Origin of the sequence: Streptomyces sp. NPDC015125 (genome assembly GCF_043080045.1) — a bacterium.
In the GTDB taxonomy this organism is placed as follows: domain Bacteria; phylum Actinomycetota; class Actinomycetes; order Streptomycetales; family Streptomycetaceae; genus Streptomyces.
Map to the genome: position 1 here is coordinate 99,900 of NZ_JBIBVF010000003.1, position 23,491 is coordinate 123,390.

The window sequence follows — 23,491 nt, forward strand, 5'->3', positions numbered from 1 at the left end:
TGGTCTTCCTGCTCCTCTGCGTACTCGTACAGGCCGACCGTTCCCGGGCCGGCGGCTAGGCGAAGGACGGACGGCATGCCCGACACGGACATCACCCCCACGGCACCGGGCGGCGGACTGGTCCCGGCGCCGCTGAGCATCGACGGGCCCCACCGCTGCGCCGTGCGCCTGGGCGAGGGCACCGCGCTGGCCGCCGGGCCCGGCACCGAGGACACCGCGCGCTGGCTGCGTGCCACCCTCGGCGCGGCCTTCGGCCTGCCGCTGCCGCCTGGCTCCGCCGACGCCGTCGACACCCTCGTGCTCACCCTCGACCCGGCCCTGCCCGCAGAGGGCTATCGCCTGGAGGCCGCCACTCGCCGGGGCGTACGGATCACCGGCGGCGGCCCGGCAGGCGTCTTCTGGGGCGCGCAGACGCTGCGTCAGCTCCTCGGCCCGCACGCCTTCCGCCGGGCGCCGCTCGCCCCCGGGCGCGCGGCCGTCCTGCCGCAGCAGACCATCGAGGACGGTCCCCGCTTCGCCTGGCGCGGCATGCTGCTCGATGTCGCCCGGCACTTCCTGCCCAAGGACGGTGTGCTGCGCTACCTCGATCTGCTCGCCGCCCACAAGCTCAACGTCCTGCACCTCCACCTCACCGATGACCAGGGCTGGCGGATCGAGATCGCCCGCTACCCGAAACTGACCGGGACCGGCGGTTGGCGAGAGCGCACCAAAGTCGGTCACCGGGCCTCCCCGCTCTGGGACGAGCGCCCGCACGGCGGCTACTACACCCAGGACGACATCCGCGAGATCGTCGCCTACGCCGCCCAGCGGCATATCACCGTCGTCCCCGAGATCGACATCCCGGGACACTCGCAGGCCGCCATCGCCGCGTACCCGGAACTCGGCAACACCGACGTCATCGACACCACCTCCCTGAAGGTCTGGGACACCTGGGGCGTCAACACCAACGTACTGGCGCCCACTGACAACACCCTGCGGTTCTACGAGCAGGTGCTCGACGAGGTCCTCGCGCTCTTCCCCTCGCCGTTCGTGCACATCGGGGGCGACGAATGCCCCAAGGACCAGTGGAAGGCGTCCGCCGCCGCCCAGGCACGGATCGCCGAGCTGTCACTGGCCGGCGAGGACGAGCTGCAGAGCTGGTTCATCCGGCACTTCGACCGCTGGCTCGCCGCCCGCGGCCGGCGGCTGATCGGCTGGGACGAAATCCTGGACGGCGGACCGGGCGACGGCTCCCGCCCGTCGCCCGCCACCGCCCTGCCCGACGCTCCCCCGGACACCGTCCGGGGGGACCCCTCTCGCGCGGCCCGTTTTGCCGTCTCCTCCTGGCGCGGCTACGCGGGAGGTACCGCCGCCGCGAAATCCGGCCATGACGTCGTGATGTGCCCCGAGCAGCAGGTGTACTTGGACCACCGTCAGCACCACTCCCCAAACGAGCCGGTACCGATCGGCTTCGTACGGACCCTGGAGGACGTCTACCGCTTCGAGCCGGTACCACCGGAGCTGACCGCGGACCAGGCCGCGCACGTCCTGGGCACCCAGGCCAATGCCTGGACCGAGGTCATGGACAGTCAGCAGCGCCTCGACTACCAGGTCTTTCCACGGCTGGCCGCCTTCGCCGAGGTCGCCTGGTCGCGGCTGCCCGCACCGGCCGACCGCGACTACCAGGACTTCACCCGGCGGATGGCTGTCCACTACGCCCGCCTCGACGCCCTCGGTGTCGACTACCGCCCGCCCGGCGGCCCCCTCCCCTGGCAGAAACGGCCCGGCGTGCTCGGACGCCCGATCGACGGGGCGCCCCCAAACGTGTGAGCCCCCGTGCAAGGAGGGCGCTCGTGCGGCCGGACCCTGGGACGGTGGTGCGGTACGGCGTCACCCCGCACCGCGGCACTTCCGTCACCGGGCATCGCCGTACCGGGCATTGCTGTACCGGCATCGCCGTAGCGGCGGTGTGCGCCCGGCCGGACGCCTCCGCCGATGCGCCACACCGCAGTTCCCGCACGGCCGGCGGCGGACGAAAACGGACCAGCACCCTGTTCGGGGACGGATCGCCGGTTCGCGGACCCTCGCGCCGGGGGCCCGGGAAGATGTGCCAGAGTTGCCACGTCCGGGCCGTGAGCACGTACCGTACGGCGGAGCGGAACTGCCGGGACACCGGGGAAGGGGCAGCTGGCTTGACCACGCACGCACCGCACGCGTCGCACACGGTGACGTTGCCGGCCTCGCTCGACGAGGCGGTGGCGGCGCTCACCGCCATGCCTGCCGCCGTGCCCGTCGCAGGCGGCACCGATCTCATGGCGGCGGTCAACGCCGGACTCCTCAGACCCGCAGCCCTGGTGGGCCTCGGCCGGATCAGTGAGACCCGCGGCTGGCAGTACCTGGACGGCCATGCGCTGCTCGGCGCCGGCCTCACCCTCGCCCGTATGGGACGCCCCGACTTCGCCGCCCTGATCCCGGGCCTCGCCGCCGCGGCCCGTGCGGCCGGACCGCCGCAGGTCCGCAACGCCGGCACCCTCGGCGGCAACATCGTGACCTCCGCGCCCACGGGCGACACCCTCCCGGTGCTCGCCGCCCTCGAAGCCACGGTGATCATCGCCGGCCCCGGGGGCAGCCGTCGTGAGATCCCGGTCAGCCACCTCCTGGCCGGCCGGGAGATGCTGGGCCCCGGTGAACTCGTCGGCTTCGTGCGGGTGCCGCTGCTGCACGCCCCGCAGACCTTCCTCAAGGCCACCGGCCGCACCGGCCCCGGCCGGGCCACCGCCTCCGTCTCGCTCGTCCTGGACCCGGCCCGGCGCGGGGTGCGCTGCGCGGTGGGCGCGGTCGCCGCCATGCCGCTGCGCCCCCTGGAGGCCGAGCAGTGGGTGGCCTCGCTCATCGACTGGGACGGCGAACGCGGCCTGGTGCCCGAGGCGCTGACGGCCTTCGGCGACTACGTCGCCGCCGCCTGCATCCCGGACCCGGCGCCGCCCGAGGACGGTTCGGAACCGGCCACCCTGCCGCCGGCCGCACTCCACCTGCGCCGTACGGTGGCAGCCCTGGCCCGCCGCGCACTGGGGAGGGCGCTTTCATGAGCGACGCAGACAACCGCCATCCGTACCAGCCGCACCCCGAACACGGCTGGCAGCCGCTGCCGCAGGGGGGCGAGTACGAGTCGGAGGCGACGGCCTTCGTGCAGCTCCCGGAGGGCTTCACCACCGGGGTCTACGGCGGCGGATCGCCCCGCTACGGCACCCCGGGCACCGAGCCGCTCGCCGCACCCGGTCACGGCTACACCCCACCGGCCTCCTTCACCCCGCACGCGCCCGCGCCGCCGGTCGCGGACGCGGGCACCGACCCGTCGGCCACCGGCCAGTGGACGATGCCCTTCGCGGACCCCTCGGCCGGATACGCCGACCCGTCCGCCGGGTACCCGGCCCAGGCGGAGTACGCGGCCCACCACGGCTCCTCCGAGGGCTACCACGGCGACGCCCCCGAGGCGGCCCGGCCGTGGCACGGCGACCCGGTGGACTGGCCCGTCGCGGGCAGCCCGGAGGCGGGCAACCCCGGGACCTGGTCGGTCCCCGCGGCGGCGGACGACGGCCTGGAGGAATCCGGCGAATACCTCGTCGGCGACGACGGACTGACGGGGCATACGGCACCCAACGGCGGCCATCCGGGTCATCCGGGCCACCCCGCCCATCCGGGCCACCCCGCCCATCCGGGTCATCACGGACATCCCGGCCCTGCGGGGGCCGGTGGTGCCGCCGGTTACCAGGGGGGCGGGTACCCGGGCGCCGGTGCGTACGACGGCGCCGGGAACCCGGCGGACACCGGCGAGTCCGCCGGTACCGGGCACTGGAACTTCACCACCGGGCCGACTGCCGCGAGCGGAGCGGAAACGCACCCCGCGGCGCCGCACGACGCCTCGTACGGCGGCGCGGTGCACGCTCACTTCGGCGGCGCCGCGGACGACCCGTATGCGCACGAACACGGCCTTCCGGGCCACGGCCTGGGCCACGGCGTCGAGCCGGACGCCGAACTGCCCGGCGGCACAGGCCCGTCGGGTGGCGACCCGTACGGGACGGGCGCGGGTGTCCCGCACGGCGCGGCCGGCGGGGCGACCGGGCACTGGTCGCTGCCGGCCGACGCGCTGGCCCAGTGGCCGCCTGCCGAGGACGCGACGCAGCCGCCGCACGACCGGGCGCAGCGGCCGGAGCCGGCGGACCGGCCTGACGGGACGGCGGACGTGCCCGGCGGCACGGCCGGCTGGACGGCCCCGGGGACAGCAGGCGAACAGCAGGCGGATTCCGGCGAGTTCGCGGTCACGGACGCGGCCGGGCCCGTAACGCCCGCCGCCTCGGGTGCCGACGGCCTTGCGGACGCCGTGCCGCAGCACGGCGAGCACACCGGCCTCACGGACCTCGGCGGCCTCACGGACCTCGGCAGCTTCACGGACCTCGATGGCCTCGCGGACCCGAGAGGCGCCGGGCACGTCGGCGAGGGCTCCGGGGCGGACGAGAACGCCGGGATGGGCGAGAGCCCCGGGATGGGCGAGAGCCCCGGGGTGAGCGAGAACCCCGGTGAGGACGGCAGTGGCACCGCAGGCGGCGCGCAGTTGGCCGGCGGCGCACGGTCCGTCGGCGGCGCGCGGTCGACCGGCAGCGCCGAAGCCACCGCCGGCGGGATTCCGGCCGGCGACACCGAGGGCACCGGCGACACCCAGGGCGCCGTCCGGTCCGACGACCCCTTCGCTGCCTCCCCGCCCGCTCCCGCCTCCGGCCCGGCGGGCGACGCCGACGTGGTGGTCGAGGCCGACGTGGTGGTCGAGGCCGACGTGGCGGGCGACCCTGACGCCGAAGCCTTCGACGAACACCCCGCCGCCTCCTACGTCCTGCGGGTGAACGGCATCGACCGGCCGGTCACCGATGCCTGGATCGGCGAGTCGCTGCTCTACGTGCTGCGCGAGCGGCTCGGCCTGGCCGGCGCCAAGGACGGCTGCTCGCAGGGTGAGTGCGGGGCCTGCTCCGTCCAGGTGGACGGGCGGCTGGTGGCGTCCTGCCTGGTGCCCGCGGCCACCACGGCGGGCAGTGAGGTCCGTACGGTCGAGGGGCTCGCGGAGAACGGTGAGCCCTCCGACGTGCAGCGCGCGCTGACCGCCTGCGGTGCGGTGCAGTGCGGCTTCTGCGTACCGGGGATGGCGATGACCGTCCATGACCTCCTGGAGGGCAATCACGCCCCCAGCGAGCTGGAGACCCGTAAGGCGCTGTGCGGCAACCTCTGCCGCTGCTCGGGCTACCGGGGCGTGCTGGACGCCGTCGACGAGGTCGTCAAGGCCCGTGCGGAGTCGGCGGAGGCGGCATACGGCCCGGCGGACGACCCGGACGGGACGGCGCCGGCGGACACCGCCCGTATCCCGCACCAGGCCGGTCCCGCAGACCCCATGGGCCACGCCCCGCACGACCAGGATCCGCACACGGGAGGCTCCGCATGAACGAGCGCAGCATGGGAGTTCCCCGGACCGGAAGCCGGGGGAGAGACATCGAGAGGTGCGCGCCGAGCGGGTGCGAGGCCGGGCGAAGCGAGGTTGCGGCATGAGTGGCACGTCCGAGGGTGCGGGTGCCGTCACCGCGACCCCTGCGGCGGGCGTCCGGATGCCCGCCGAGGAGCCGCTGCACGGCCTGGGCGTGTCCCTGCCGCCCGCCGACGCACCGGCCAAGGCCGAGGGCACCTTCCCGTACGCCGCCGACCTGTGGGCCGAGGGGTTGTTGTGGGCCGCGGTGCTGCGCTCACCGCATCCGCGCGCGCGGATCCTGTCCATCGACACCCGGCACGCCGTGGAGATGCCCGGCGTGCGCGTCGTCGTCACGCACGAGGACGTCCCCGGCGACGCGGGGCACGGCCGGGGCACCGCCGACCGCCCGGTCTTCGCCAAGGACGAGGTCCGTCACCACGGCGAGCCGATCGCCGCGGTGGCCGCCGAGCATCCCGACACGGCGCGGCTGGCCGCCGCCGCCATCGCCGTCGAGTACGAGATCCAGGACGCGGTCACCGACCCCCAACTGGCCTTCGAGGCCGAGCCGTTGCACCCGGACGGCAACCTCATCCGGCATATCCCGCTCCGCTTCGGTGACCCCGACGTGGTGGGCGAGGTGATGGTCGAGGGGCTCTACCGGATCGGCCGCCAGGACCCGGCGCCCATCGGGGCCGAGGCCGGGCTCGCGGTGCCGCGCCCCGATGGCGGCGTGGAGATCTACACCGCCTCCACGGACCCGCACACCGACCGTGATCTGGCCGCCGCCTCCTTCGGCCTGGAACCGGACCAGGTCAAGGTCGTGGTGACCGGTGTACCCGGCGCCACCGCCGACCGCGAGGACCCCGGCATCCAACTGCCGCTCGGCCTGCTGGCGCTGCGGACGGGCTGCCCCGTCAAGCTCGCCGCCACCCGGGAGGAGTCCTTCCTCTCGCACGCCCACCGACACCCCACGCTGCTGCGCTACCGCCACCATGCGGACGCCGACGGCAAGCTGGTCAAGGTGGAGGCCCAGATCCTGATGGACGCCGGTGCCTACGCGGACACCTCCGCCGACGCGCTGGCCGCGGCCGTGTCCTTCTCCTGCGGCCCGTATGTCGTCCCGCACGCCGTTGTCGACGGCTGGGCGGTGCGCACCAACAACCCCCCGTCCGGCCATGTGCGCGGCGAGGGCGCGTTGCAGGTCTGTGCCGCCTACGAGGGCCAGATGGACAAGCTGGCCGCCCGGCTGGGGCTGGAGCCCGACGAGATCCGGCTGCGCAACGTCATGGCCACCGGAGACCTGCTGCCCACGGGGCAGACGGTGACCTGCCCGGCCCCGGTCGCCGAACTCCTGCACGCCGTCAAGGAAGCGCCGCTTCCCGAGCTGCCCAAGGACGCGCCCGAAGCGGAGTGGCTGCTGCCGGGCGGTCCCGAGGGGGCGGGTGAACCGGGCGCGGTGCGCCGCGGTGTCGGCTACGCGCTGGGCATGGTGCACATGCTCGGCGCGGAGGGCACCGACGAGGTCTCCACCGCCACCGTCAAGGTCAGCGGCTCGGTGGCTCACGTCATCTGCGCCGCGGTCGAGACCGGATCCGGGTTCTCCACCCTGGCGCGGCAGATCGTGCAGGAGACGCTCGGCATCGACGAGGTGCACGTCGCCGGCGTCGACACCGACCAGCCGCCGGCCGGCCCGGCCTGCCACGGGCGGCACACCTGGGTCTCCGGCGGCGCCGTCGAGCGCGCCGCCAAGATGGTCCGTACGCAACTGCTGCAGCCGCTGGCCCACAAGTTCGGGATGTCCACCGAGCTGCTGCAGATCAACGACGGCAAGATCACCTCCTACGACGGGGTGCTCAGCACCACCGTCGCGGAGGCGCTGGACGGCAAGGAACTGTGGGCCACCGCCCAGTGCCGCCCGCATCCGACCGAGCCGCTGGACGAGGGCGGTCAGGGCGATGCGTTCGTCGGCCTCGCCTTCTGCGCGATCCGCTGTGTCGCCGATGTCGACATCGAGCTCGGCACCATCCGGGTCGTGGAGATGACCGTCGCCCAGGACGTGGGCCGGGTGCTCAACCCCCGCCAGCTGCGATCCCGTATCGAGGCCGGGGTCACCCAGGGCCTGGGTGCCGCCCTGATGGAGAACCTGCGCACCACCCGCGGTCAGGTCCGCCACCCCGACCTGACCGGCTATGCGCTGCCGACCGCCCTGGACGCCCCGGACATCCGCATCGTCAAGCTCGTCGAGGAACGGGACGTGATCGCCCCCTTCGGCGCCAAGCCCGCCAGCGCGGTCCCGGTCGTCACCTCACCGGCCGCCGTGGCCTCCGCGGTCCGCGCCGCCACCGGCCGCCCCATCGGCCGCCTCCCGATCCGCCCGCAGGCGGCGGTGGCACAGGTGGTGCAGCAGTAGCGGTGGGGGCTGCTGCGGTGCCTGAGTAGGTGCGTCTACGGGTGCCTGAGTGGGTGCCGCTGCGGGTGCCTGCGTGGGTGCGTCTGTGGGTGCCTGCATGGGTGCGTCTGCGGGTGCCCCTGGGATTTTCCGTGCAGCTCACTTGCCCCTGGGTTTTTCCCCGCCGCCCACCCGGCCCCTTGTTGGTTTTTCCCCGCCGCCCACCCCCCTTCGGGGGGTGGGCGGGTGTATGTGGGTCGGGTTTGGGGCGGCGGGGTCTATTCCCCACCCGCCAGGGCGGCGTGGAGTCCGTACCCCGCCGGCGCGGCGTGGGGTCCGTACCCGACGGCGGGTACGTGGGGACGGCCGGTACCCCGCCGGCGTCGTGTGGGGTCCGTACCCGTCGGCTCGGCGTGGGGCCCGTGCGGCGTCGGTCGCCAACCCGCACCTTCACCCTCCGTCACGGAGATTGTCAGTGGCGTCACGTAGAGTGATTTTCGGTGTGCGAGGCGGCGGCGAGCGAGGGGAGAGAAGCGGCCAGACGGAGCCAAAGTGCTTGCAGCGCACGGGAATTGGAGGATCCTAGGGCGGCCGGTGTGAGAGCCGACCGGCCGTGGGGATCGCGGGGATCGTGGGAGTGGCGGGGCCGGGGGGAGCGGGATGCCGCAGGAATGGGCAGGGGAGTCGGGGCGGGACCGTGCCGTGGAGCGGTACGTCCAGGAGCTGTTGGTGCGCACGCCGGGCAGTCGGCCCGAGTTGCCTGCCACGCTGCTGCTGGGGCCGCGTGGCAGCGGTAAGACGACCGTGCTGCGGCATCTGGCGGACTGGGCCCGGCGGGCACCGGTGGCCCGCCTGGATCTGGCGGCGCTGGGGCAGGAGGGCCGCAAGCCGATCGATGTGCTGGCCGCGCTGGTCTTCCAGCTCAACGAGAAGAAGAGGGACTTCGCCCGGCTGCGGTTTCCGGCGTTCGGGCTGCTGACGATCGCCGTCGCGGCGCAGATGGAAGCAGCCGACCGGGACGCCGCCGTGCGGCAGATGGAAGCGGCGCTGGTCGGACCGCCGAGCAGCCGCTCGGAAGTGATCAACCAGCTCGCCACCTACGCCGCGACGGTCCTCGGCGCCCCGACGGCGGTGACCGCCGCACTTCCGCTGCTGCCGGAGTGGCGGCGTCACTGGGTACGCCTGCGGGTGCGCTGGCAATTGGCGCGTATCCGGCGCCGCAGCCGGGGCGGCGGCTCCGTCGACGGCTTTCTGATCGACCTCAACCAGCGCTACGGCGACCGCGAGGAGGCCGAGCGGCAGCGGGCCGAAGCGGTGCTCTTCGACGCCTTCCTGGACGATCTGCGCCGGGCGTACGGCTCGCGCGGTGGCGACAAGCGGCGTACGACGCAGTGCCTGGTGCTGCTGGACAACGTCGACAGTCCGCTGGGAAACGACTTCCTCAAAGCGCTGTTGGACGCCCGGCGAAAGGCCGGGGCGCCCGACCCGCTGCTGGTGCTCGCCACGGCGGGCAGCTATCCGGCGGCGCTGGAGGGCTTCGCGTTCGGCGGGCCCCGGCGGCCCGGCGTGCTGCCCGGCCGGTGGCCCGCGCAGGAGGAGAGGTTCGTCCCGGAGCGGATCGTCAAGGGGCTGATGGTGGGCCGGCTGCGCGATCTGCTGCGGCACGAGGTCGAGCAGCAGGCAAAGGAGGTGCTGCGGTCGGCCGGCCGGCGGGTGCCGGTGCCGGCTGCCGACAACGGTGTGCAGTGGCTGGGCTGGGTGGTGCATGAACTCACCCGCGGCCATCCGGCGGGCACCGCACAGCTGCTGGAAGCCCTGCTGGAATGTCCGGCCGAGGCCGGTTGGGAGGTGCGGCTGCGGCAGGTTCTGCAGCCCTCCTCGGGCCTCGTCGACGCCTTGCTGGAGCGGCTGTTGCCGATCGATGCGAGCGGAGAGCTGACGCAGGCACTGGCCCGTGCCGCGGCCGCCGTAGACCTGGCGCAGACGCAGGCGGGCCGGGCGCTGTGGGACGAGGCGAGCGCCCGCGTCCAGGAGGAGTTCAACGACTTCTGTACGGACGTGCTGCGCACCATGCACCTCGACACCGGCGACGAGGAGTCCGACGGCCCAACGGAAACCCCCCATCCGTTGCTGCGCCTGCTGCTGCTGTGCCGGCTCGCCGCGGCCCCTGAGTCCGGCGCTGCGGCAGGGGGAAGCGGTGGGGCCAGAGGGGCTGGTGGGACCGGAGGGGCCGGAGGGGCCGGTGGGACCTTCGACGGGGCGTTGGCCATGCGCGGACGGCGGGCCGTGCATGCGGCGCTGCGGGACCGCGCGGCCACAGCGGGGGAGCAGGCCTCCGCGGCCTATCACGCGCTGGCGGGCGGTGATCTCGCCGCGGCGGCCGCCTATCTGGATGACGCTTTCGACCGGGTCGCCCCGGAGGAGTGGTGTGCGCAGCTGTGCCGACTGCGGCGCGCGCCGCTTGCCGAGGCGGCCGGCGGGGCCCTCGACCAGCCGCTGTGGGAGCGCTACGAACGGCTGGTGGACCACCTCGGCGACGGCGTGGTGGAGCAGCGGCTGCGGACCATCACCCGGCTGCTCGCGGCGGTCTGGATCAGCCCCGAGCCGCCGGACGATCCCCGTACGGACCGGGTCGGCGATCCGTATCGCGACCCGCTCGGTGATCCCGCAGCCGAGTTGTACGGCGAGATTCAGGCCCGCTTCCACACCCTCGCGGTGCACGCCGACAGCGTGCCCTGGACCTCGGCGCTGCTGCGGAAGGCGAAGCAGTACGGAAAGGAGCCGTGGCTGTGAGCACCCGTACCTTCGAGCCGCCCCGACCGCCGAGGCGCTGGGGGCTGTGGATCGTCTCGGCGCTGGTGGCGGTGGCGGTCGCGGCCGCCACCGCGGTGCAGATCATCGACACGGCCGGCCGCTGCGGCGACGGCGTCCGCGAGGTGGCCGGCGGCGAGTGCGTGGGCGTCACGGACGGCGCGTACGCCTTCGGGAACATGCAGCAGCTGAGCGCGAAGATCCGCGACGAGAACGACAAGGTCGCCAAGTCCGGGCAGCGGTCGGTCGCCATCGCCTATGTCGAGGCCATGGCGGGCGGATCCGCCGACCGGGGCCCGGAGGCCACCCGGCAGGCCGTCAGCGGCGCCTACCTCGCCCAGCGCGCGCTGAACGCCGAGCGCGCGACCCTTCCCAAGATCCGGCTGCTGCTCGCCAACACCGGCCGCGGCGACAGCCATTGGAAACAGGTCGTCGATCAGCTCATCGCGATGAAGGACACCGAACACCTCGTCGCCGTGGCGGGCTTCGGGCAGAGCAACGACCGTACGATGAGCGCCGTGCAGCGGTTGCGGGCCGCCGGGCTGCCGATGGTCGGCGCGACCGTGGCGGCCGACGGACTGAGTTCCCGTACGGCCGGGTTCTACCGGGTCTCCTTCCCCAACCGCGACCAGACCGCGGCCGCCGCCGGCTACCTGCAAGAGCAGCAGCGAAAGCACCCCGGCTACCGCGTCCAGGTGATCCGGGACGGCAACGAGAAGGACGACTACAACACCTCCCTCTACAAGGATTTCTCCGCGGCGGCCCGGCGTGCGGGCCTGAAGGTGGACGACGAGGTCATCCCGTTCCGTTCCGGAGAGGGCGAGGAGGCGACGGCGGGTAACGCGCTCTCCCTGGTCGCCGACAAGGTCTGCGGTGACCCGAAGCCACCGGACGTGGTGTATTTCGCCGGCCGGGGACGGGAGCTGCGCCGGTTCATCGAGGCGGCCGGTGAGGGAGGCCGGCACTGCCCTACGACGGTGCTCTCCAGTGCGCTGGGCGTCTACTTCGACACCGGCGGCGACGGGCACCGCACCGAGCTCGCCACGCTCGCCGAGCGCTGGAAGTACAGCCAACTGACGGTCTACTACACCGCCTTCACCCATCCCCGGATATCCGAGGAGGTCTACGGCGCCGCCAGGAACGGCCCCTTCGCGGACTTCGAGCGCGCCTACCGCGACGAGGTCGGCGGCCCGCCCTCCGCCCTCACCAGCGGCCAGGCGATGCTCGGCCATGACGCCACGTACACCATCGGCAAGGCCGCCCGGAGCGCCGTCGGCGTCTACGGCACCCGTCAGGTCACCGCCCGGATGGTCCTGGCCATGCTGGAGCAGACCAACGGCAGATCCCGGGTCCGCGGTATCAGCGGCTACATAGCCTTCGACCCGGACACCGGCGAGCCGGTGGACCGCCCCCTGGCGCTGGTGGAACTGCGCCGCCCGACGGACGCGGGCGAGGCCGGGGACACCTACCGTTTCGTCGCCGCGCTCCACACCCGCCGGTGAGAGCCGGGGGAGCGGCGCGGTGGCCGAGGATGCGGGACGACGCCGGGTGGGCACTCCGCGCCGGGCCGGGGTGCCCCTCGCGCCCGGAGGCGGTCCCACGGGTGTGGGGGCCGCCCCGGACGCAGCGCGCGGTGATCGCGCGTGGCGCGGGCCGTACGGTGAACGGAGGCCGTGGCGGGATTCGAACCCACGTAACTCGCTTTGCAGGCGAGCCCCTGAACCACTCGGGCACACGGCCGGGTTGCTGTGCTGGACCCGACTGTAAGCCGCGCGGTGGGGTGTTCGGCAAGGGTGCGGAGCAGAGTGGCGTGAAGCTGCAATACGGGGCAACGCGGGGCAACATGCCGTTCATGAAGTGGGGGGCGATGGCGCCGCGCAGCGCGGAGCCGCCGGGCAGGGCTCCGGCGGGGCGGGGCGGGACGGGGCAGGACGGGACAGGGCGGGACGGGGCAGGACGGACGGGACGGGGCGGGACGGGACGGGGCGGGACGGGACGGGGCGGGACGGGACGGGGCTCCGGTGGGGTGTGTCGCTCACGCCGAGTGCAGGAACTCCTCCACCGCCGGCCCGAACAGCTCCGGGGCGTCCACCCACGGGTAGTGGCCCACCTCGTGCAGCGGCCGTACCCGTGCGTCGGGGAACGACTCGGCCACCAGCTCGCCCGCCCGCATACCCGTCACCCCGTCGCGGTCACCGGTCACCACCAGCACCGGGCACGTCACCTCACCCAGCCCGGACACCAGCGCCCCACGCAGTTGCTCGTCCACGCCCTGCCAGAAACCGGCCCGCGGTACCGGCCCCAACTGCTCGCCCTCCGTGGCGGCATGGGCCCGCTGCGGCTCCTCCCACCGCCCGTAGGCGAGCGGCGCCGCGGCGATCAGCAGCTGCCGTACCTCGTCCATATCGGACGTCTCGGCCAGTTGCCGCACCGCCGCCGAAGCCTCCGGCCACCACTTCTCGTGCTCGCGTGCGGCGAAGATCTCCCGTGCGTCGTCGGGGAGTTCGCCCTGCAGCCGGGAGCCGGGGCAGACCAGCACCAGCCGGCTCAGCCGCTGCGGGTGCCTGGCCGCGTACGCCTGGGCGACCGCGGCCCCCGCGTCGTGCGCGAGCAGGGCGAACCGCTCCAGGCCCAGATGCGCGCGGAGGGCCTCGACATCCTCGGCGAGCTGCGGGAAGGCGTAACGGGACGGATCGGCGGCGGCCGGGGAGGAGCCGGTGCCGCGGCTGTCCGGAACGATCAGTTGCCGGTGTGCGCTCATCCCGCCGAGGTCGCCCAGATACGCGGCATCCCGTCCGGGGCCGCCGGCCAGACACATCAGGGGCGGCAGGGGCGAGTCGGCCGGGCCGAGCGTGCGGTAGTGGAGCTCGGCATCGTCGTAGGTGCGGAAGTGCGGCATAGGGACAGCTTGCCCCACGCGGGCCGACGTACGGCCGGCGTACGGCCGGTCCGTGCCGGGTGGTGCCGGACCGTACCCGTCCCGCGGCGTAGGTCCTACGGCCGACCCGGTCCCCGTCTCCGGACAGGGGCACCGCCGTCGTACGGCCCTTACGCTGGCCCGATGACCGCTGATCGCCCCCGCCGCAGCGCCGACCCGTGTCCCGCCCCCGGCACCGACCCCGGCACCGACCCCGGCACAGGCCTCGGCACCCACCCCGGCCCAGGCCTCGGCACCGACCCCGACCCCGGCACCGGCACCGACCTGGGCACCGGCACCGGCACCGACCCCGGCACAGGCCTCGGCACCGACCCCGGCCCAGGCCTCGGCACCCACCCCGGCCCAGGCCTCGGCACCCACCCCGGCCCAGGCCTCGGCACCCACCCCGGCAGTGCCCCCGACACTGACCCGCGCCCCGGTACCCACGCGGAGCTCGCCCCGCCCGCCGACCCGTCCGGCACCGGCGGCATCCTCGGCCGGGCCCACCGTGCGCTCACCCTCGGCATCATCTCCGTCGTCTCGGTTGTCGCCTTCGAGGCGATCGCCGTGAACACCGCGATGCCGGTCGCCGCCCGCGCCCTGGACGGGATCGGTCTCTACGCCTTCGCGTTCTCCGCCTACTTCACGGCGAGCCTGTTCGCGATGGCGCTCGCGGGGGAGTGGAGCGACCGGCACGGACCGCTCGCACCGCTGTTCGCCGGGATCGCCGCGTTCGGGGCGGGGCTGCTGGTCGCGGGCGGTGCCCAGAGCATGGGGATGTTCGTCGCGGGCCGCGGGGTGCAGGGCATCGGCGGCGGGATGGTGGTGGTCTCGCTGTATGTGGTCGTGGGCCGTGCCTACCCCGAGCGGCTGCGCCCGTCGATCATGGCGTCGTTCTCGGCGGCCTGGGTGCTGCCGGTGATCGTGGGCCCGCTGGTCGCCGGGGCCGTCACCGAACAGCTCGGCTGGCGCTGGGTCTTCCTCGCCATCCCGGTACTGATACTGCTGCCGCTCGCGGTGATGCTGCCCGCGCTGCGCAAGCTGCCCCGTACGCGGCCGGGCCCGGGCAGCGGCGCCCGCCAGGTGCTGGGCAACCGGCGCTGTCTGCTCGCGCTGGCCGTCGCCGTGGGAGCCTGCCTGCTGCAGTACGCGGGCCAGCATCCGGCCTGGTCCGCGCTGCTGCCCGCGGCCGCCGGACTGGCCCTGCTGGTACCGGGCATCGTGCGGCTGCTGCCGCGCGGCACGTTCCGTGCGGGGCGCGGCCTGCCGAGCGTCGTGCTGATGCGGGGTCTGGCCGCCGGGGCGCTGGTCGCCGCCGAGAGCTTCATCCCGTTGATGCTGGTCACCCAGCGCGGACTGTCCCCCACCCTCGCCGGTCTCTCCCTCACCGGCGGCGGACTGACCTGGGCGCTCGGCTCGTACGTCCAGAGCCGGCCGCGCCTGGAACCGTACCGGGAGCGGCTGATGGGCCTGGGCACGGTGCTGCTGGCGGCGGCCATCGTGACGGTGCCGCTGGCGCTGCTCGACGGTGTGCCCGTCGCGGTCGTCGCGGCGGCCTGGACGGTCGGCGGGTTCGGCATGGGCCTGAACATCTCCAGCGGCGGCGTACTGCTGCTGAAGCTCTCCCGCCCGCAGGAGGCGGGCAGCAACTCCGCGTCCCTGCAGATGTCGGACGCGCTCGGGAATGTCACCTTCGTAGGGGTCAGCGGGGTGTTGTTCGTGGCCTTCGGCGGCGGCTCGATCGCGGCGAACGGGCCCGCGGCCACGGCCGGTGCCGCCTCGGCGAGCCATCCGGCGGCCTTCGCGGCCGTGTTCGCGGCGATGGCGGTGGTGGCGCTGGCCGGCGCCGGTGTCACGAGCCGGTTGCGACCGGAGCGGGTGTGAGGGCGTAGTGAGGGCGTAGTGAGGGCGTCGTGAGGGCGTCGCGCGATGCCCTTTCACCGGCCCGACCTGCGAAATCACCCTCATCCGGGGCCGGACGGCGAATGTGACCTCGGTCCCACCGCAGGGTGAGCCGGTGCCGTAACCCCGGAGCGTGAACCGGCGCACGGGTAGGCTGACGCGGTTGCCGATCGCCGAGTTCAGCCGACGGAGACCGTGACTACCACCACCAGCGCCACCAATAACCATCACCTGTCCCCGGCATTCCCGGGACGGGCCCCTTGGGGTACCGCGAACAAGCTGCGTGCCTGGCAGCAGGCGGCCATGGACCGCTACATCCAGGCACAGCCGAGAGACTTCCTCGCCGTCGCGACGCCCGGAGCCGGCAAGACGACGTTCGCGCTCACGCTCGCCTCGTGGATGCTGCACCACCACGTCGTGCAGCAGGTGACGGTCGTCGCCCCGACCGAGCATCTGAAGAAGCAGTGGGCCGAGGCGGCGGCACGGCTGGGGATCAAGCTCGACCCGGAGTACAGCGCGGGGCCGCTGGGCCGCGAGTACCACGGCGTCGCGATCACCTATGCCGGTGTGGGCGTACGGCCCATGCTGCACCGCAACCGGATCGAGCAGCGCAAGACGCTGGTGATCCTCGACGAGATCCACCACGCCGGTGACTCGAAGTCCTGGGGCGAGGCGTGCCTGGAGGCCTTCGAGCCCGCCACCCGGCGGCTCGCGCTGACCGGTACGCCCTTCCGGTCCGACACCAACCCGATTCCGTTCGTGACGTACGAGGAGGGCAACGACGGCATCCGGCGCTCCTCCGCCGACTACACCTACGGCTACGGCAACGCGCTCGGCGACGGCGTCGTCCGGCCGGTCATCTTCCTCTCCTACAGCGGCAATATGCGCTGGCGGACGAAGGCGGGCGACGAGATCGCGGCCCGGCTCGGCGAGCCGATGACGAAGGACGCGGTCTCGCAGGCCTGGCGTACCGCGCTGGATCCGCGCGGCGAGTGGATGCCCAATGTGCTGCGCGCCGCCGACCGGCGGCTGAGCGAGGTCCGTAAGTCCATCCCGGACGCCGGAGCGCTGGTGATCGCCTCCGACCAGGAGCAGGCGCGGGCGTACGCCAAGCTGATCCGGGAGATCACCGGCGAGGGCGCCACCCTCGTCCTGTCCGACGACACCGGGGCCTCGCAGCGCATCGACGACTTCGCGTACTCCCAGGACCGCTGGATGGTCGCGGTCCGGATGGTGTCCGAGGGCGTCGACGTGCCGCGGCTGGCGGTCGGGGTGTACGCCACCACGATCTCGACGCCGTTGTTCTTCGCGCAGGCCGTGGGCCGTTTCGTGCGGTCCCGTAAGCGCGGCGAGACCGCCTCGGTCTTCCTGCCCACCGTCCCGATGCTGCTCGGCTTCGCCAACGAGATGGAGGTCGAGCGCGACCACGTCCTGGACAAGCCGAAGAAGGACGGGGAGGAAGACCCGTACGCCGAATCCGAGAAGGAGATGGAGGAGGCGAACAAGGAGCAGGACGAGGACACCGGCGAGCAGGAGCAGTTCTCGTTCGAGGCGCTGGAGTCGGAGGCGGTCTTCGACCGGGTGCTCTACGACGGTGCCGAGTTCGGAATGCAGGCCCATGCGGGCAGCGAGGAGGAGCAGGACTACCTCGGCATCCCCGGACTGCTGGAGCCCGACCAGGTGCAGATGCTGCTGCAGAAGCGGCAGGCCCGGCAGATCGCGCACAGCAAGAAGCGGCCGGACGAGGAGGCGGATCTGCTGGAGCTGCCGGCCGAGCGGCGGCCCGTGGTCACGCACAAGGAGCTGCTGGAGCTCAGGAAGCAGCTGAACACGCTGGTGGGGGCGTATGTCCACCAGAGCGGGAAGCCGCATGGCGTGATCCACACCGAGCTGCGGCGGGTGTGCGGCGGGCCGCCCAGCGCGGAGGCCACCGCCGGGCAGCTGGGCGAGCGGATCAAGAAGGTACGGGAGTGGGCCACGCGGATGAAGTGAGTCCGCGGGTGGCTTGTGGCTCGTGACCTGTGGGCTCATGACCTGTGGCTCGTGGCCTGTGACCCGTGGCCCGTGGCTCGTGACCTGTGGCCCGTGGTCCGTGGTCTGTGACCCGGGGCGGGGCCGGTGCCCCGCATGGCCCGTGGGTGGGGGCGGTGTGCCGGTTGTGCGGCGCGCCGCCCCGCCGTCGTTTCCGGCCCGGCGTGCCCGGAGGCGCCGGCGGCCGTGCCCCGTCGCTTCCGCCCATACCGCCCGAACGGCTCTGTAGCCCTACCTGAAACACCAAGGGACGTTCTGGACGGACCTACGGGGATATTCCGGGCGGGAAAGCCCGGATTCTGGACGGACTCTTCCGCTCACCGGACTGGCTCGCTACTGTCCCGGTCACGCACACGCCCCGTGGCAGCGCCGCCGCGGAGCGCAGCCGGTGCCATGCGGCCGGCGGCCTCTAGCGCGCGCTGCTCCGGGACTCGCAGCGCGTCGCGTCCGAGTGCCGCCACTCACCCAGGAGGCGTCGTGACCGCAGAGACCTCCCAGACCCTCGACCGAGGGCTGCGCGTCCTCAAACTGCTTGCCGACACCGACCACGGGCTGACCGTCACCGAGCTCTCCCACAAGCTCGGTGTCAACCGCACCGTGGTCTACCGTCTGCTGGCCACGCTGGAGCAGCACGCTCTGGTGCGCCGCGACCTGGGCGGCCGCGCCCGGGTCGGCCTGGGCGTGCTGCGCCTGGGCCGACAGGTGCATCCGCTGGTCAGGGAGGCGGCGCTGCCCGCGCTGCGGTCGCTCGCCGAGGACGTGGGGGCCACCGCGCATCTCACTCTCGTCGACGGCACGGAAGCGCTGGCCGTCGCCGTGGTGGAGCCGACCTGGACCGATTACCACGTGGCCTACCGGGCGGGATTCCGTCATCCGCTGGACCGCGGGGCCGCCGGCCGGGCGATCCTCAAGGCCCGGCAGGGCCGTATCCAGGACGCCGGACTCGCCCTGACCCACGGGGAGTTGGAGGCCGGGGCGAGCGGCGCGGCGGCACCGCTGCTCGGGGTGAGCGGCATCGAGGGCAGCGTGGGCGTGGTGATGCTCGCGGACACCGTCTCCGAGCGGATCGGTCCGCGGGTGGTCGACGCGGCCCGGGAGGTGTCGGAGGCGTTGCGCTGAGGCCGAGGGGACGGTCGAGGTCACGGGGTGTGAAGAGGCGGTGGCCGTGTGGTGAGGCCGCAGCGTTCTGCGGCCCTGGTGGGGCGGGGGTCAATTAGGCTGACGGGGTGTCCTCACGCACCCGCGCCCTGGCGGTCTGCACCGCCCTCGTCCTGGCCCTCCTCCTCACCGCGGCCCTCGCCCCGCTGCCGTATGCGGTCGCCTATCCGGGCATGACCGCGAATGTCCTCGGCAACGACAAGGGCAAGCCGGTGATCACCGTCACCGGCGCCGGGACCCGTAAGACGAGCGGACAGCTGCGGATGACCTCGATCGTGGCCACCGGCCCGGACGCCTCCGTCCATCTGCCGGACGTCATCGAGGGCTGGTTCCGTACGGACGAGGCCGTGATGCCGCGGGAGGCGGTCTACCCGGTGGGCAACAACACCGAGGAGATCGCCGAGCACAACGCGAAGCAGATGGAGCAGTCGCAGGACACCGCCACCAGCGCCGCGCTCGGCCAGCTCGGCAAGTCCGCCAAGGACATCAAGGTCAAGCTGAGCCTCGCGGACGTCGGCGGTCCGAGCGCCGGGCTGATGTTCGCCCTCGGCATCGTCGACAAGCTGGACGGCGACGGCGCGGGCCACGACCTGACCGGCGGGCACACCATCGCCGGTACGGGGACCATCACCGCCGGCGGGAAGGTCGGTGCGGTGGGCGGGGTCCCGCTGAAGACGCAGGCCGCGCACCGGGACGGCGCCTCGGTCTTCCTGGTCCCGCGCAAGGAGTGCACCGACGCGCGGGCGGAGCTGCCGAAGGGGATGCGGCTGATCCCGGTCAGCACGCTCGACGGCGCGGTGGACGCCCTGAAGGCCCTGCGGACCGGGGGCGACGTTCCCCACTGCTGAGCGGCCTCACTGCTGGGCGGCCTCGCTGCTGGGGGCACTCACTGCGGCGCGGCCCCGCTGCTGAGCGGCCCGCCGCTCCGGCGCGCCGCCTCGCCCCGGCCGTCCCGCCGCCCGAGCGTCCCGTGCCTTACCCCCGCCGTCCCGCCGCCCCGGCCGTCCCGTGCCTCACCCCTACCCCTCCTTGATGAACCCCTCCCGGATCAACCAGTCCTTCGCTACCTCGTGCGGGTCCTCGCCGTTCACGTCGACCTTGCGGTTGAGCTCCTGGGCGACGGTGTTGTTGAGGGCCTTGGTGACCGGGGCCAGGACCTTGGCCATCGCCGGGTACTTCTTCAGGGCCTCGGCGTTGATCTCGGGGGCGACGTTGTAGTTGGGGAAGAAGTGCTTGTCGTCGGCGAGGACGTGCAGATGCATCGCCTTGATCCGGCCGTCGGTGGTGAAGACCTCGCCGAACGCGCAGGTGCCCTTCTGCGTCTCGGTGTAGACGACGCCGCCGGTCATCTTGCGGATGTTGCCGGAGGGCACGTTCATGCCGTACGCCCGCGCCATACCCGGCAGGCCGTCGTTGCGGGTGGCGAACTCGTTCTCCACGCACATCGTGACGGCGCCGGGGTTCTTGTGCGACAGCGCCGCGACCTGCGAGAGGTTGTGCACGCCCAGCTTCTTCTGGTTGGCGGTGTTCAGCGCCAGTGCGTAGGTGTTGTTCAGCGTCGAGGCCGGCAGCCAGACGATGCCGTTCTTCCGGTCCTCGTCGCGGACCGCCTTCCACTGCTGCTGCGGGTTGACGATCGGCTTGGTGTGGCCGAGGTAGGTGATCCAGCCGGTGCCGGTGTACTCGTACGCGGCGTCCGCCGTGCCGGACTTGACGGCCTCCCGTGCGCCGATCGAGCCCTGGATGCTGGTCTTGTCGATGACCTTGGCGCCGGCCGCCTCGAAGACGATGCCCATCATCTGGCCGAGGATGATCTGCTCGGTGAACTCCTTCGAGGTCACGGTCAGCTGTGCTCCGGTGAGCGGGCGGCCCGGGTAGCCGGCCTTCGGCCCCGGCAGCACGTTGTCGCTCATCGCACTGCCGCTGACCAGGCCGCAGGCACTGAGCACGGTGGCGAGCAGCGTGACGAGGAAGCGGGCGCCCCGGCGCCTTCCGGGGCGGCGGCGGGGGCCCGGACGCGGGTGGGTCCTCATGTCGTCGCCTCCAGTCCGCGCGGCCTCAGCAGCAGTTCGGCCAGCGACGCCAGCCATTCGACCAGCAGGGCCAGCGCCACGGTGAGCACCGAACCGAGGATCAGTACGGGCATGCGCTGGGTGACGATGCCCGCCGAGATCAGGTCACCCAGGCCGCCGCCCCCGCCGAAGGTGGCCAGCGTCGCGGTGCCGACGTTCAGCACCAGCGCGGTGCGGACGCCGGCCAGGATCAGCGGTACGGCCAGCGGGAGTTCGACCTTGGTCAGCACCAGGGTGGGGGACATCCCGATGCCCCGGGCGGCCTCGGTCAGCGTCGGCTCGATGCCGCGCAGCCCGGCGATGGTGTTGGCGAGGACCGGCAGCACGGCGTAGATGACCATGCCGACGATCGCCGAACGGGCCCCGATGCCCAGCCAGATGACCAGCAGGATCAGCAGACCCAGCGCCGGCACGGCCTGCCCGAGGTTGGCGAAGGCCATGGCGACCGGGGTGGCCCGGCGCAGTTTGGACCGGGTCAGCGCGATACCCAGCGGGATCGCGATGATCAGCACGAAGAAGGTGGAGATCGCGGTGAGCTGGATGTGCTGCCGCAGCGCCAGCCACACCTTGCCGTTGTCGACCGCCTGGTGGGCGATGGAGTCCAGGCGGGCGCCGCGGAACCACAGCCAGGTGGCGAGCAGCGCAAGGACCAGGAAGGCCGGCATGAAGGTCCACTTCTGCCAGCTGATCCGGCGCCGGCCCTGGGTGGCGGACGGGACCGGCGCCTCACCGGCCGCCCCCTCCCGCGCCTGCATCTCGACGTCGTCGCGCAGGGCGAAGGCCTCGTGGTCGCCCGTCGGACGCTCGCCGTGCCGCGGGCTGCTCCCGTCGCGGGGGCTCATGCCTCCAGGCCTTCCTGTTCCAGCTGCGTCTGGCGGGAGCGCAGCTCCTGGAGCTGGTGCTGGTGCTCCAGGGCCTCCATCCGGTCCGCCTCCAGCAGTTCCTGCACGTTGTTCATCAGCGTCTCCATGTCGACCACGCCGATGTACTCGCCGCGCCGCCCGGTGACCGCGACCCGGCCCGCGCTGTCGGTGAGCACCGCCTCCAGCGCGTCGCGCAGCGTCGCATCCCGGGTCACGGTGTGCTGTACCGGTGTCCCGGCCCGCGCCAGCGACTCCTTGGCCAGGGCCAGATCGCCGCGGCGCAGCCATTTGTACGGGCGGCGGTTGGGGTCCAGCAGCAGCAGTTCGTTGTGGGCGCCGGCGCGCACCCGGTCGAAGATGGACTCCAGCGGGTCATCGGTCGCGGCGGTGGGGAAGTCGACCACGCCCACGTCCCGTACCCGGGTCAGGTTCAGCCGCTTGAGCGCCGCCCCGGCGCCCACGAAGCCGGAGACGAAGTCGTCGGACGGGTTGGTGAGGATGGCTTCGGGGGTGTCGAACTGGGCGATGTGCGAGCGCTCGCGGAGCACCGCGATCCGGTCGCCGATCTTGATGGCCTCGTCGAAGTCGTGGGTGACGAAGCAGATGGTCTTGTGCAGCTCGTGCTGGAGCCGGATCAGCTCGTCCTGGAGGTGGTCTCGGGTGATCGGGTCGACGGCGCCGAACGGCTCGTCCATCAGCAGGACGGGCGGGTCGGCGGCGAGGGCCCGGGCCACCCCGACGCGCTGCTGCTGGCCGCCGGAGAGCTGGCGCGGATAGCGGCCGTGGAATTCGCGCGGGTCCAGGCCGACCAGGTCGAGCATCTCCTCGACCCGGTTCCTGATCTTCGACTGGGACCAGCCGATCATCTTCGGGACCAGGGCGATGTTCTGGGCGACCGTCATGTGCGGGAAGAGGCCGGACGCCTGGATGGCGTAGCCGATCTTGCGGCGCAGCTTGACCGGGTCCATGTCGGTGACGTCCTCGTCGCCGATCCGGATCCGCCCGGAACTCGGCTCGATCAGCCGGTTGATCATCTTCAGGGTGGTGGACTTGCCGCAGCCCGAGGGCCCCACGAGGATCACGATCTCGCCGGCCTTGATCTCCATGTTGACGTTGTCCACCGCGGGGACGGGGTTCCCCGGATAGATCTTCGTCAGGTTCTCCAGCTGGATCCTCGCCCCGGTGGTGGCGGCGTTCTCGGGCGTCTCAGGCACGGATCCCCCTGGAGATGGTCAGGCGTCCGATCAGGACGTAGGCGGCGTCGAAGAGAAGAGCGAGGATGGCGATCCCGAGGGTGCCGGAGAGCACCTGGTTGAGGGAGTTGGCGCTGCCCAGCGAGGCGATCCCGCGGAAGATCTCATTGCCCAGGCCGGGGCCGGAGGCGAACGCGGCGATGGCGGCGATGCCCATCAGCATCTGGGTGGCGACCCGGATGCCGGTGAGGATGGGCGGCCAGGCCAGCGGCAGTTCGACGCGGAAGAGCCGGGCGGTGCGGGACATCCCGATGCCGTTGGCCGCATCGACCAGGTCCGGGTCCACCCCGCGCAGTCCGACGATGGCGTTACGGACCACCGGCAGCAGTCCGTACAGGGTCAGCGCGATCACCGTCGGGGGGACGCCCAGGCCGACGATCGGGATCAGCAGACCGATCATGGCCAGGGACGGGATGGTCAGGATGGTGGCGGTCGAGGTGGTGGCGAGGTTGCCCGCCCATTCACTGCGGTAGGTCACCACGGCAATGAAGACGCCCAGCAGGGTGGCGAGCACCATGCACTGGAAGACGGCACTGGCGTGCTGATATGTGTCCGTCAGCAGCTGGGCGTGCCGGGTGCCGACGTACTCCCAGAAGCTCACTCGGTC

15 protein-coding genes and 1 tRNA gene are annotated in these 23,491 nt (G+C 72.9%); 10 read left to right on the top strand and 6 right to left on the bottom strand.

The features are described from left to right. Positions 1–75 precede the first annotated feature (75 nt). The 6 genes from ACF088_RS10310 to ACF088_RS10335 all read left to right on the top strand — a co-directional run bounded on the left by ACF088_RS10310 (position 76) and on the right by ACF088_RS10335 (position 12,190). Positions 76–1,809, top strand: coding sequence for a beta-N-acetylhexosaminidase (locus ACF088_RS10310; RefSeq protein ID WP_392375122.1), 1,734 nt, complete (start codon positions 76–78; stop codon positions 1,807–1,809). Positions 1,810–2,171: 362 nt separating this feature from the next. Further along, positions 2,172–3,068 (top strand): FAD binding domain-containing protein, encoded by an 897-nt coding sequence (locus ACF088_RS10315; RefSeq protein ID WP_392375124.1) that lies wholly within the window; start codon positions 2,172–2,174, stop codon positions 3,066–3,068. Beyond that, positions 3,065–5,467, top strand: coding sequence for a 2Fe-2S iron-sulfur cluster-binding protein (locus ACF088_RS10320; RefSeq protein WP_392375126.1), 2,403 nt, complete (start codon positions 3,065–3,067; stop codon positions 5,465–5,467). Before ACF088_RS10315 ends, ACF088_RS10320 begins: the two co-directional genes overlap by 4 nt. A 100-nt stretch (positions 5,468–5,567) precedes the next feature. Continuing rightward, positions 5,568–7,898 carry a xanthine dehydrogenase family protein molybdopterin-binding subunit gene (locus tag ACF088_RS10325; RefSeq protein WP_392375128.1) on the top strand — a complete coding sequence of 777 codons (2,331 nt, stop codon included), beginning with the start codon at positions 5,568–5,570 and terminating at the stop codon, positions 7,896–7,898. A gap of 639 nt (positions 7,899–8,537) precedes the next feature. After that, positions 8,538–10,670 (top strand): ATP-binding protein, encoded by a 2,133-nt coding sequence (locus ACF088_RS10330; protein WP_392375130.1) that lies wholly within the window; start codon positions 8,538–8,540, stop codon positions 10,668–10,670. After that, positions 10,667–12,190, top strand: coding sequence for an ABC transporter substrate-binding protein (locus tag ACF088_RS10335; protein ID WP_392375132.1), 1,524 nt, complete (start codon positions 10,667–10,669; stop codon positions 12,188–12,190). Before ACF088_RS10330 ends, ACF088_RS10335 begins: the two co-directional genes overlap by 4 nt. 166 nt (positions 12,191–12,356) lie before the next feature. Here the strand turns inward: ACF088_RS10335 and ACF088_RS10340 are convergent. Beyond that, positions 12,357–12,428: transfer RNA gene (locus tag ACF088_RS10340), tRNA-Cys, on the bottom strand. A 295-nt stretch (positions 12,429–12,723) separates the two neighbouring features. Then, positions 12,724–13,587, bottom strand: a complete 864-nt coding sequence (locus tag ACF088_RS10345; protein ID WP_392375134.1) for an alpha/beta fold hydrolase — start codon at positions 13,585–13,587, stop codon at positions 12,724–12,726. A 162-nt stretch (positions 13,588–13,749) separates the two neighbouring features. On the opposite strand from ACF088_RS10345, the gene ACF088_RS10350 reads away from it, so the two are divergent. From ACF088_RS10350 to ACF088_RS10365, 4 genes are all read left to right on the top strand, one after another. Further along, positions 13,750–15,489, top strand: coding sequence for an MFS transporter (locus ACF088_RS10350; protein ID WP_392375136.1), 1,740 nt, complete (start codon positions 13,750–13,752; stop codon positions 15,487–15,489). Positions 15,490–15,702: 213 nt separating this feature from the next. Beyond that, positions 15,703–17,499 (top strand): DEAD/DEAH box helicase, encoded by a 1,797-nt coding sequence (locus ACF088_RS10355; protein ID WP_392375138.1) that lies wholly within the window; start codon positions 15,703–15,705, stop codon positions 17,497–17,499. A 516-nt stretch (positions 17,500–18,015) separates the two neighbouring features. Continuing rightward, positions 18,016–18,657: an IclR family transcriptional regulator gene (locus ACF088_RS10360; protein ID WP_392375140.1), complete on the top strand. Its 642-nt coding sequence runs from the start codon at positions 18,016–18,018 to the stop codon at positions 18,655–18,657. Between the two features lie 107 nt (positions 18,658–18,764). Then, positions 18,765–19,544, top strand: coding sequence for a S16 family serine protease (locus ACF088_RS10365; RefSeq protein ID WP_392375142.1), 780 nt, complete (start codon positions 18,765–18,767; stop codon positions 19,542–19,544). Between the two features lie 171 nt (positions 19,545–19,715). On the opposite strand, the gene ACF088_RS10370 is transcribed toward ACF088_RS10365, so the two are convergent. The 4 genes from ACF088_RS10370 to ACF088_RS10385 are packed head-to-tail and all read right to left on the bottom strand — an operon-like array spanning position 19,716 to position 23,485. Further along, positions 19,716–20,729 (bottom strand): glycine betaine ABC transporter substrate-binding protein, encoded by a 1,014-nt coding sequence (locus ACF088_RS10370; RefSeq protein WP_392375144.1) that lies wholly within the window; start codon positions 20,727–20,729, stop codon positions 19,716–19,718. Next, positions 20,726–21,610 carry an ABC transporter permease gene (locus ACF088_RS10375; protein ID WP_392375145.1) on the bottom strand — a complete coding sequence of 295 codons (885 nt, stop codon included), beginning with the start codon at positions 21,608–21,610 and terminating at the stop codon, positions 20,726–20,728. Before ACF088_RS10375 ends, ACF088_RS10370 begins: the two co-directional genes overlap by 4 nt. Continuing rightward, on the bottom strand, positions 21,607–22,845 hold the full coding sequence (locus ACF088_RS10380; protein WP_392375146.1) for an ABC transporter ATP-binding protein: 1,239 nt from the start codon (positions 22,843–22,845) through the stop codon (positions 21,607–21,609). The genes ACF088_RS10375 and ACF088_RS10380 overlap by 4 nt, the downstream gene beginning before the upstream one ends. Continuing rightward, entirely contained in the window at positions 22,838–23,485 is a 648-nt protein-coding gene (locus ACF088_RS10385) for an ABC transporter permease (protein WP_328386586.1), read from the bottom strand. The genes ACF088_RS10380 and ACF088_RS10385 overlap by 8 nt, the downstream gene beginning before the upstream one ends. Between the last annotated feature and the right edge of the window lie 6 nt (positions 23,486–23,491).

Bases quoted from the DNA above. Each gene is read 5' to 3' on its own strand.
- ACF088_RS10375 (WP_392375145.1), bottom strand. From the start codon at position 21,610: ATGAGCCCCCGCGACGGGAGCAGCCCGCGGCACGGCGAGCGTCCGACG.
- ACF088_RS10350 (WP_392375136.1), top strand. From the start codon at position 13,750: ATGACCGCTGATCGCCCCCGCCGCAGCGCCGACCCGTGTCCCGCCCCC.
- ACF088_RS10345 (WP_392375134.1), bottom strand. From the start codon at position 13,587: ATGCCGCACTTCCGCACCTACGACGATGCCGAGCTCCACTACCGCACG.
- ACF088_RS10370 (WP_392375144.1), bottom strand. From the start codon at position 20,729: ATGAGGACCCACCCGCGTCCGGGCCCCCGCCGCCGCCCCGGAAGGCGC.
- ACF088_RS10310 (WP_392375122.1), top strand. From the start codon at position 76: ATGCCCGACACGGACATCACCCCCACGGCACCGGGCGGCGGACTGGTC.
- ACF088_RS10330 (WP_392375130.1), top strand. From the start codon at position 8,538: ATGCCGCAGGAATGGGCAGGGGAGTCGGGGCGGGACCGTGCCGTGGAG.
- ACF088_RS10325 (WP_392375128.1), top strand. From the start codon at position 5,568: ATGAGTGGCACGTCCGAGGGTGCGGGTGCCGTCACCGCGACCCCTGCG.
- ACF088_RS10320 (WP_392375126.1), top strand. From the start codon at position 3,065: ATGAGCGACGCAGACAACCGCCATCCGTACCAGCCGCACCCCGAACAC.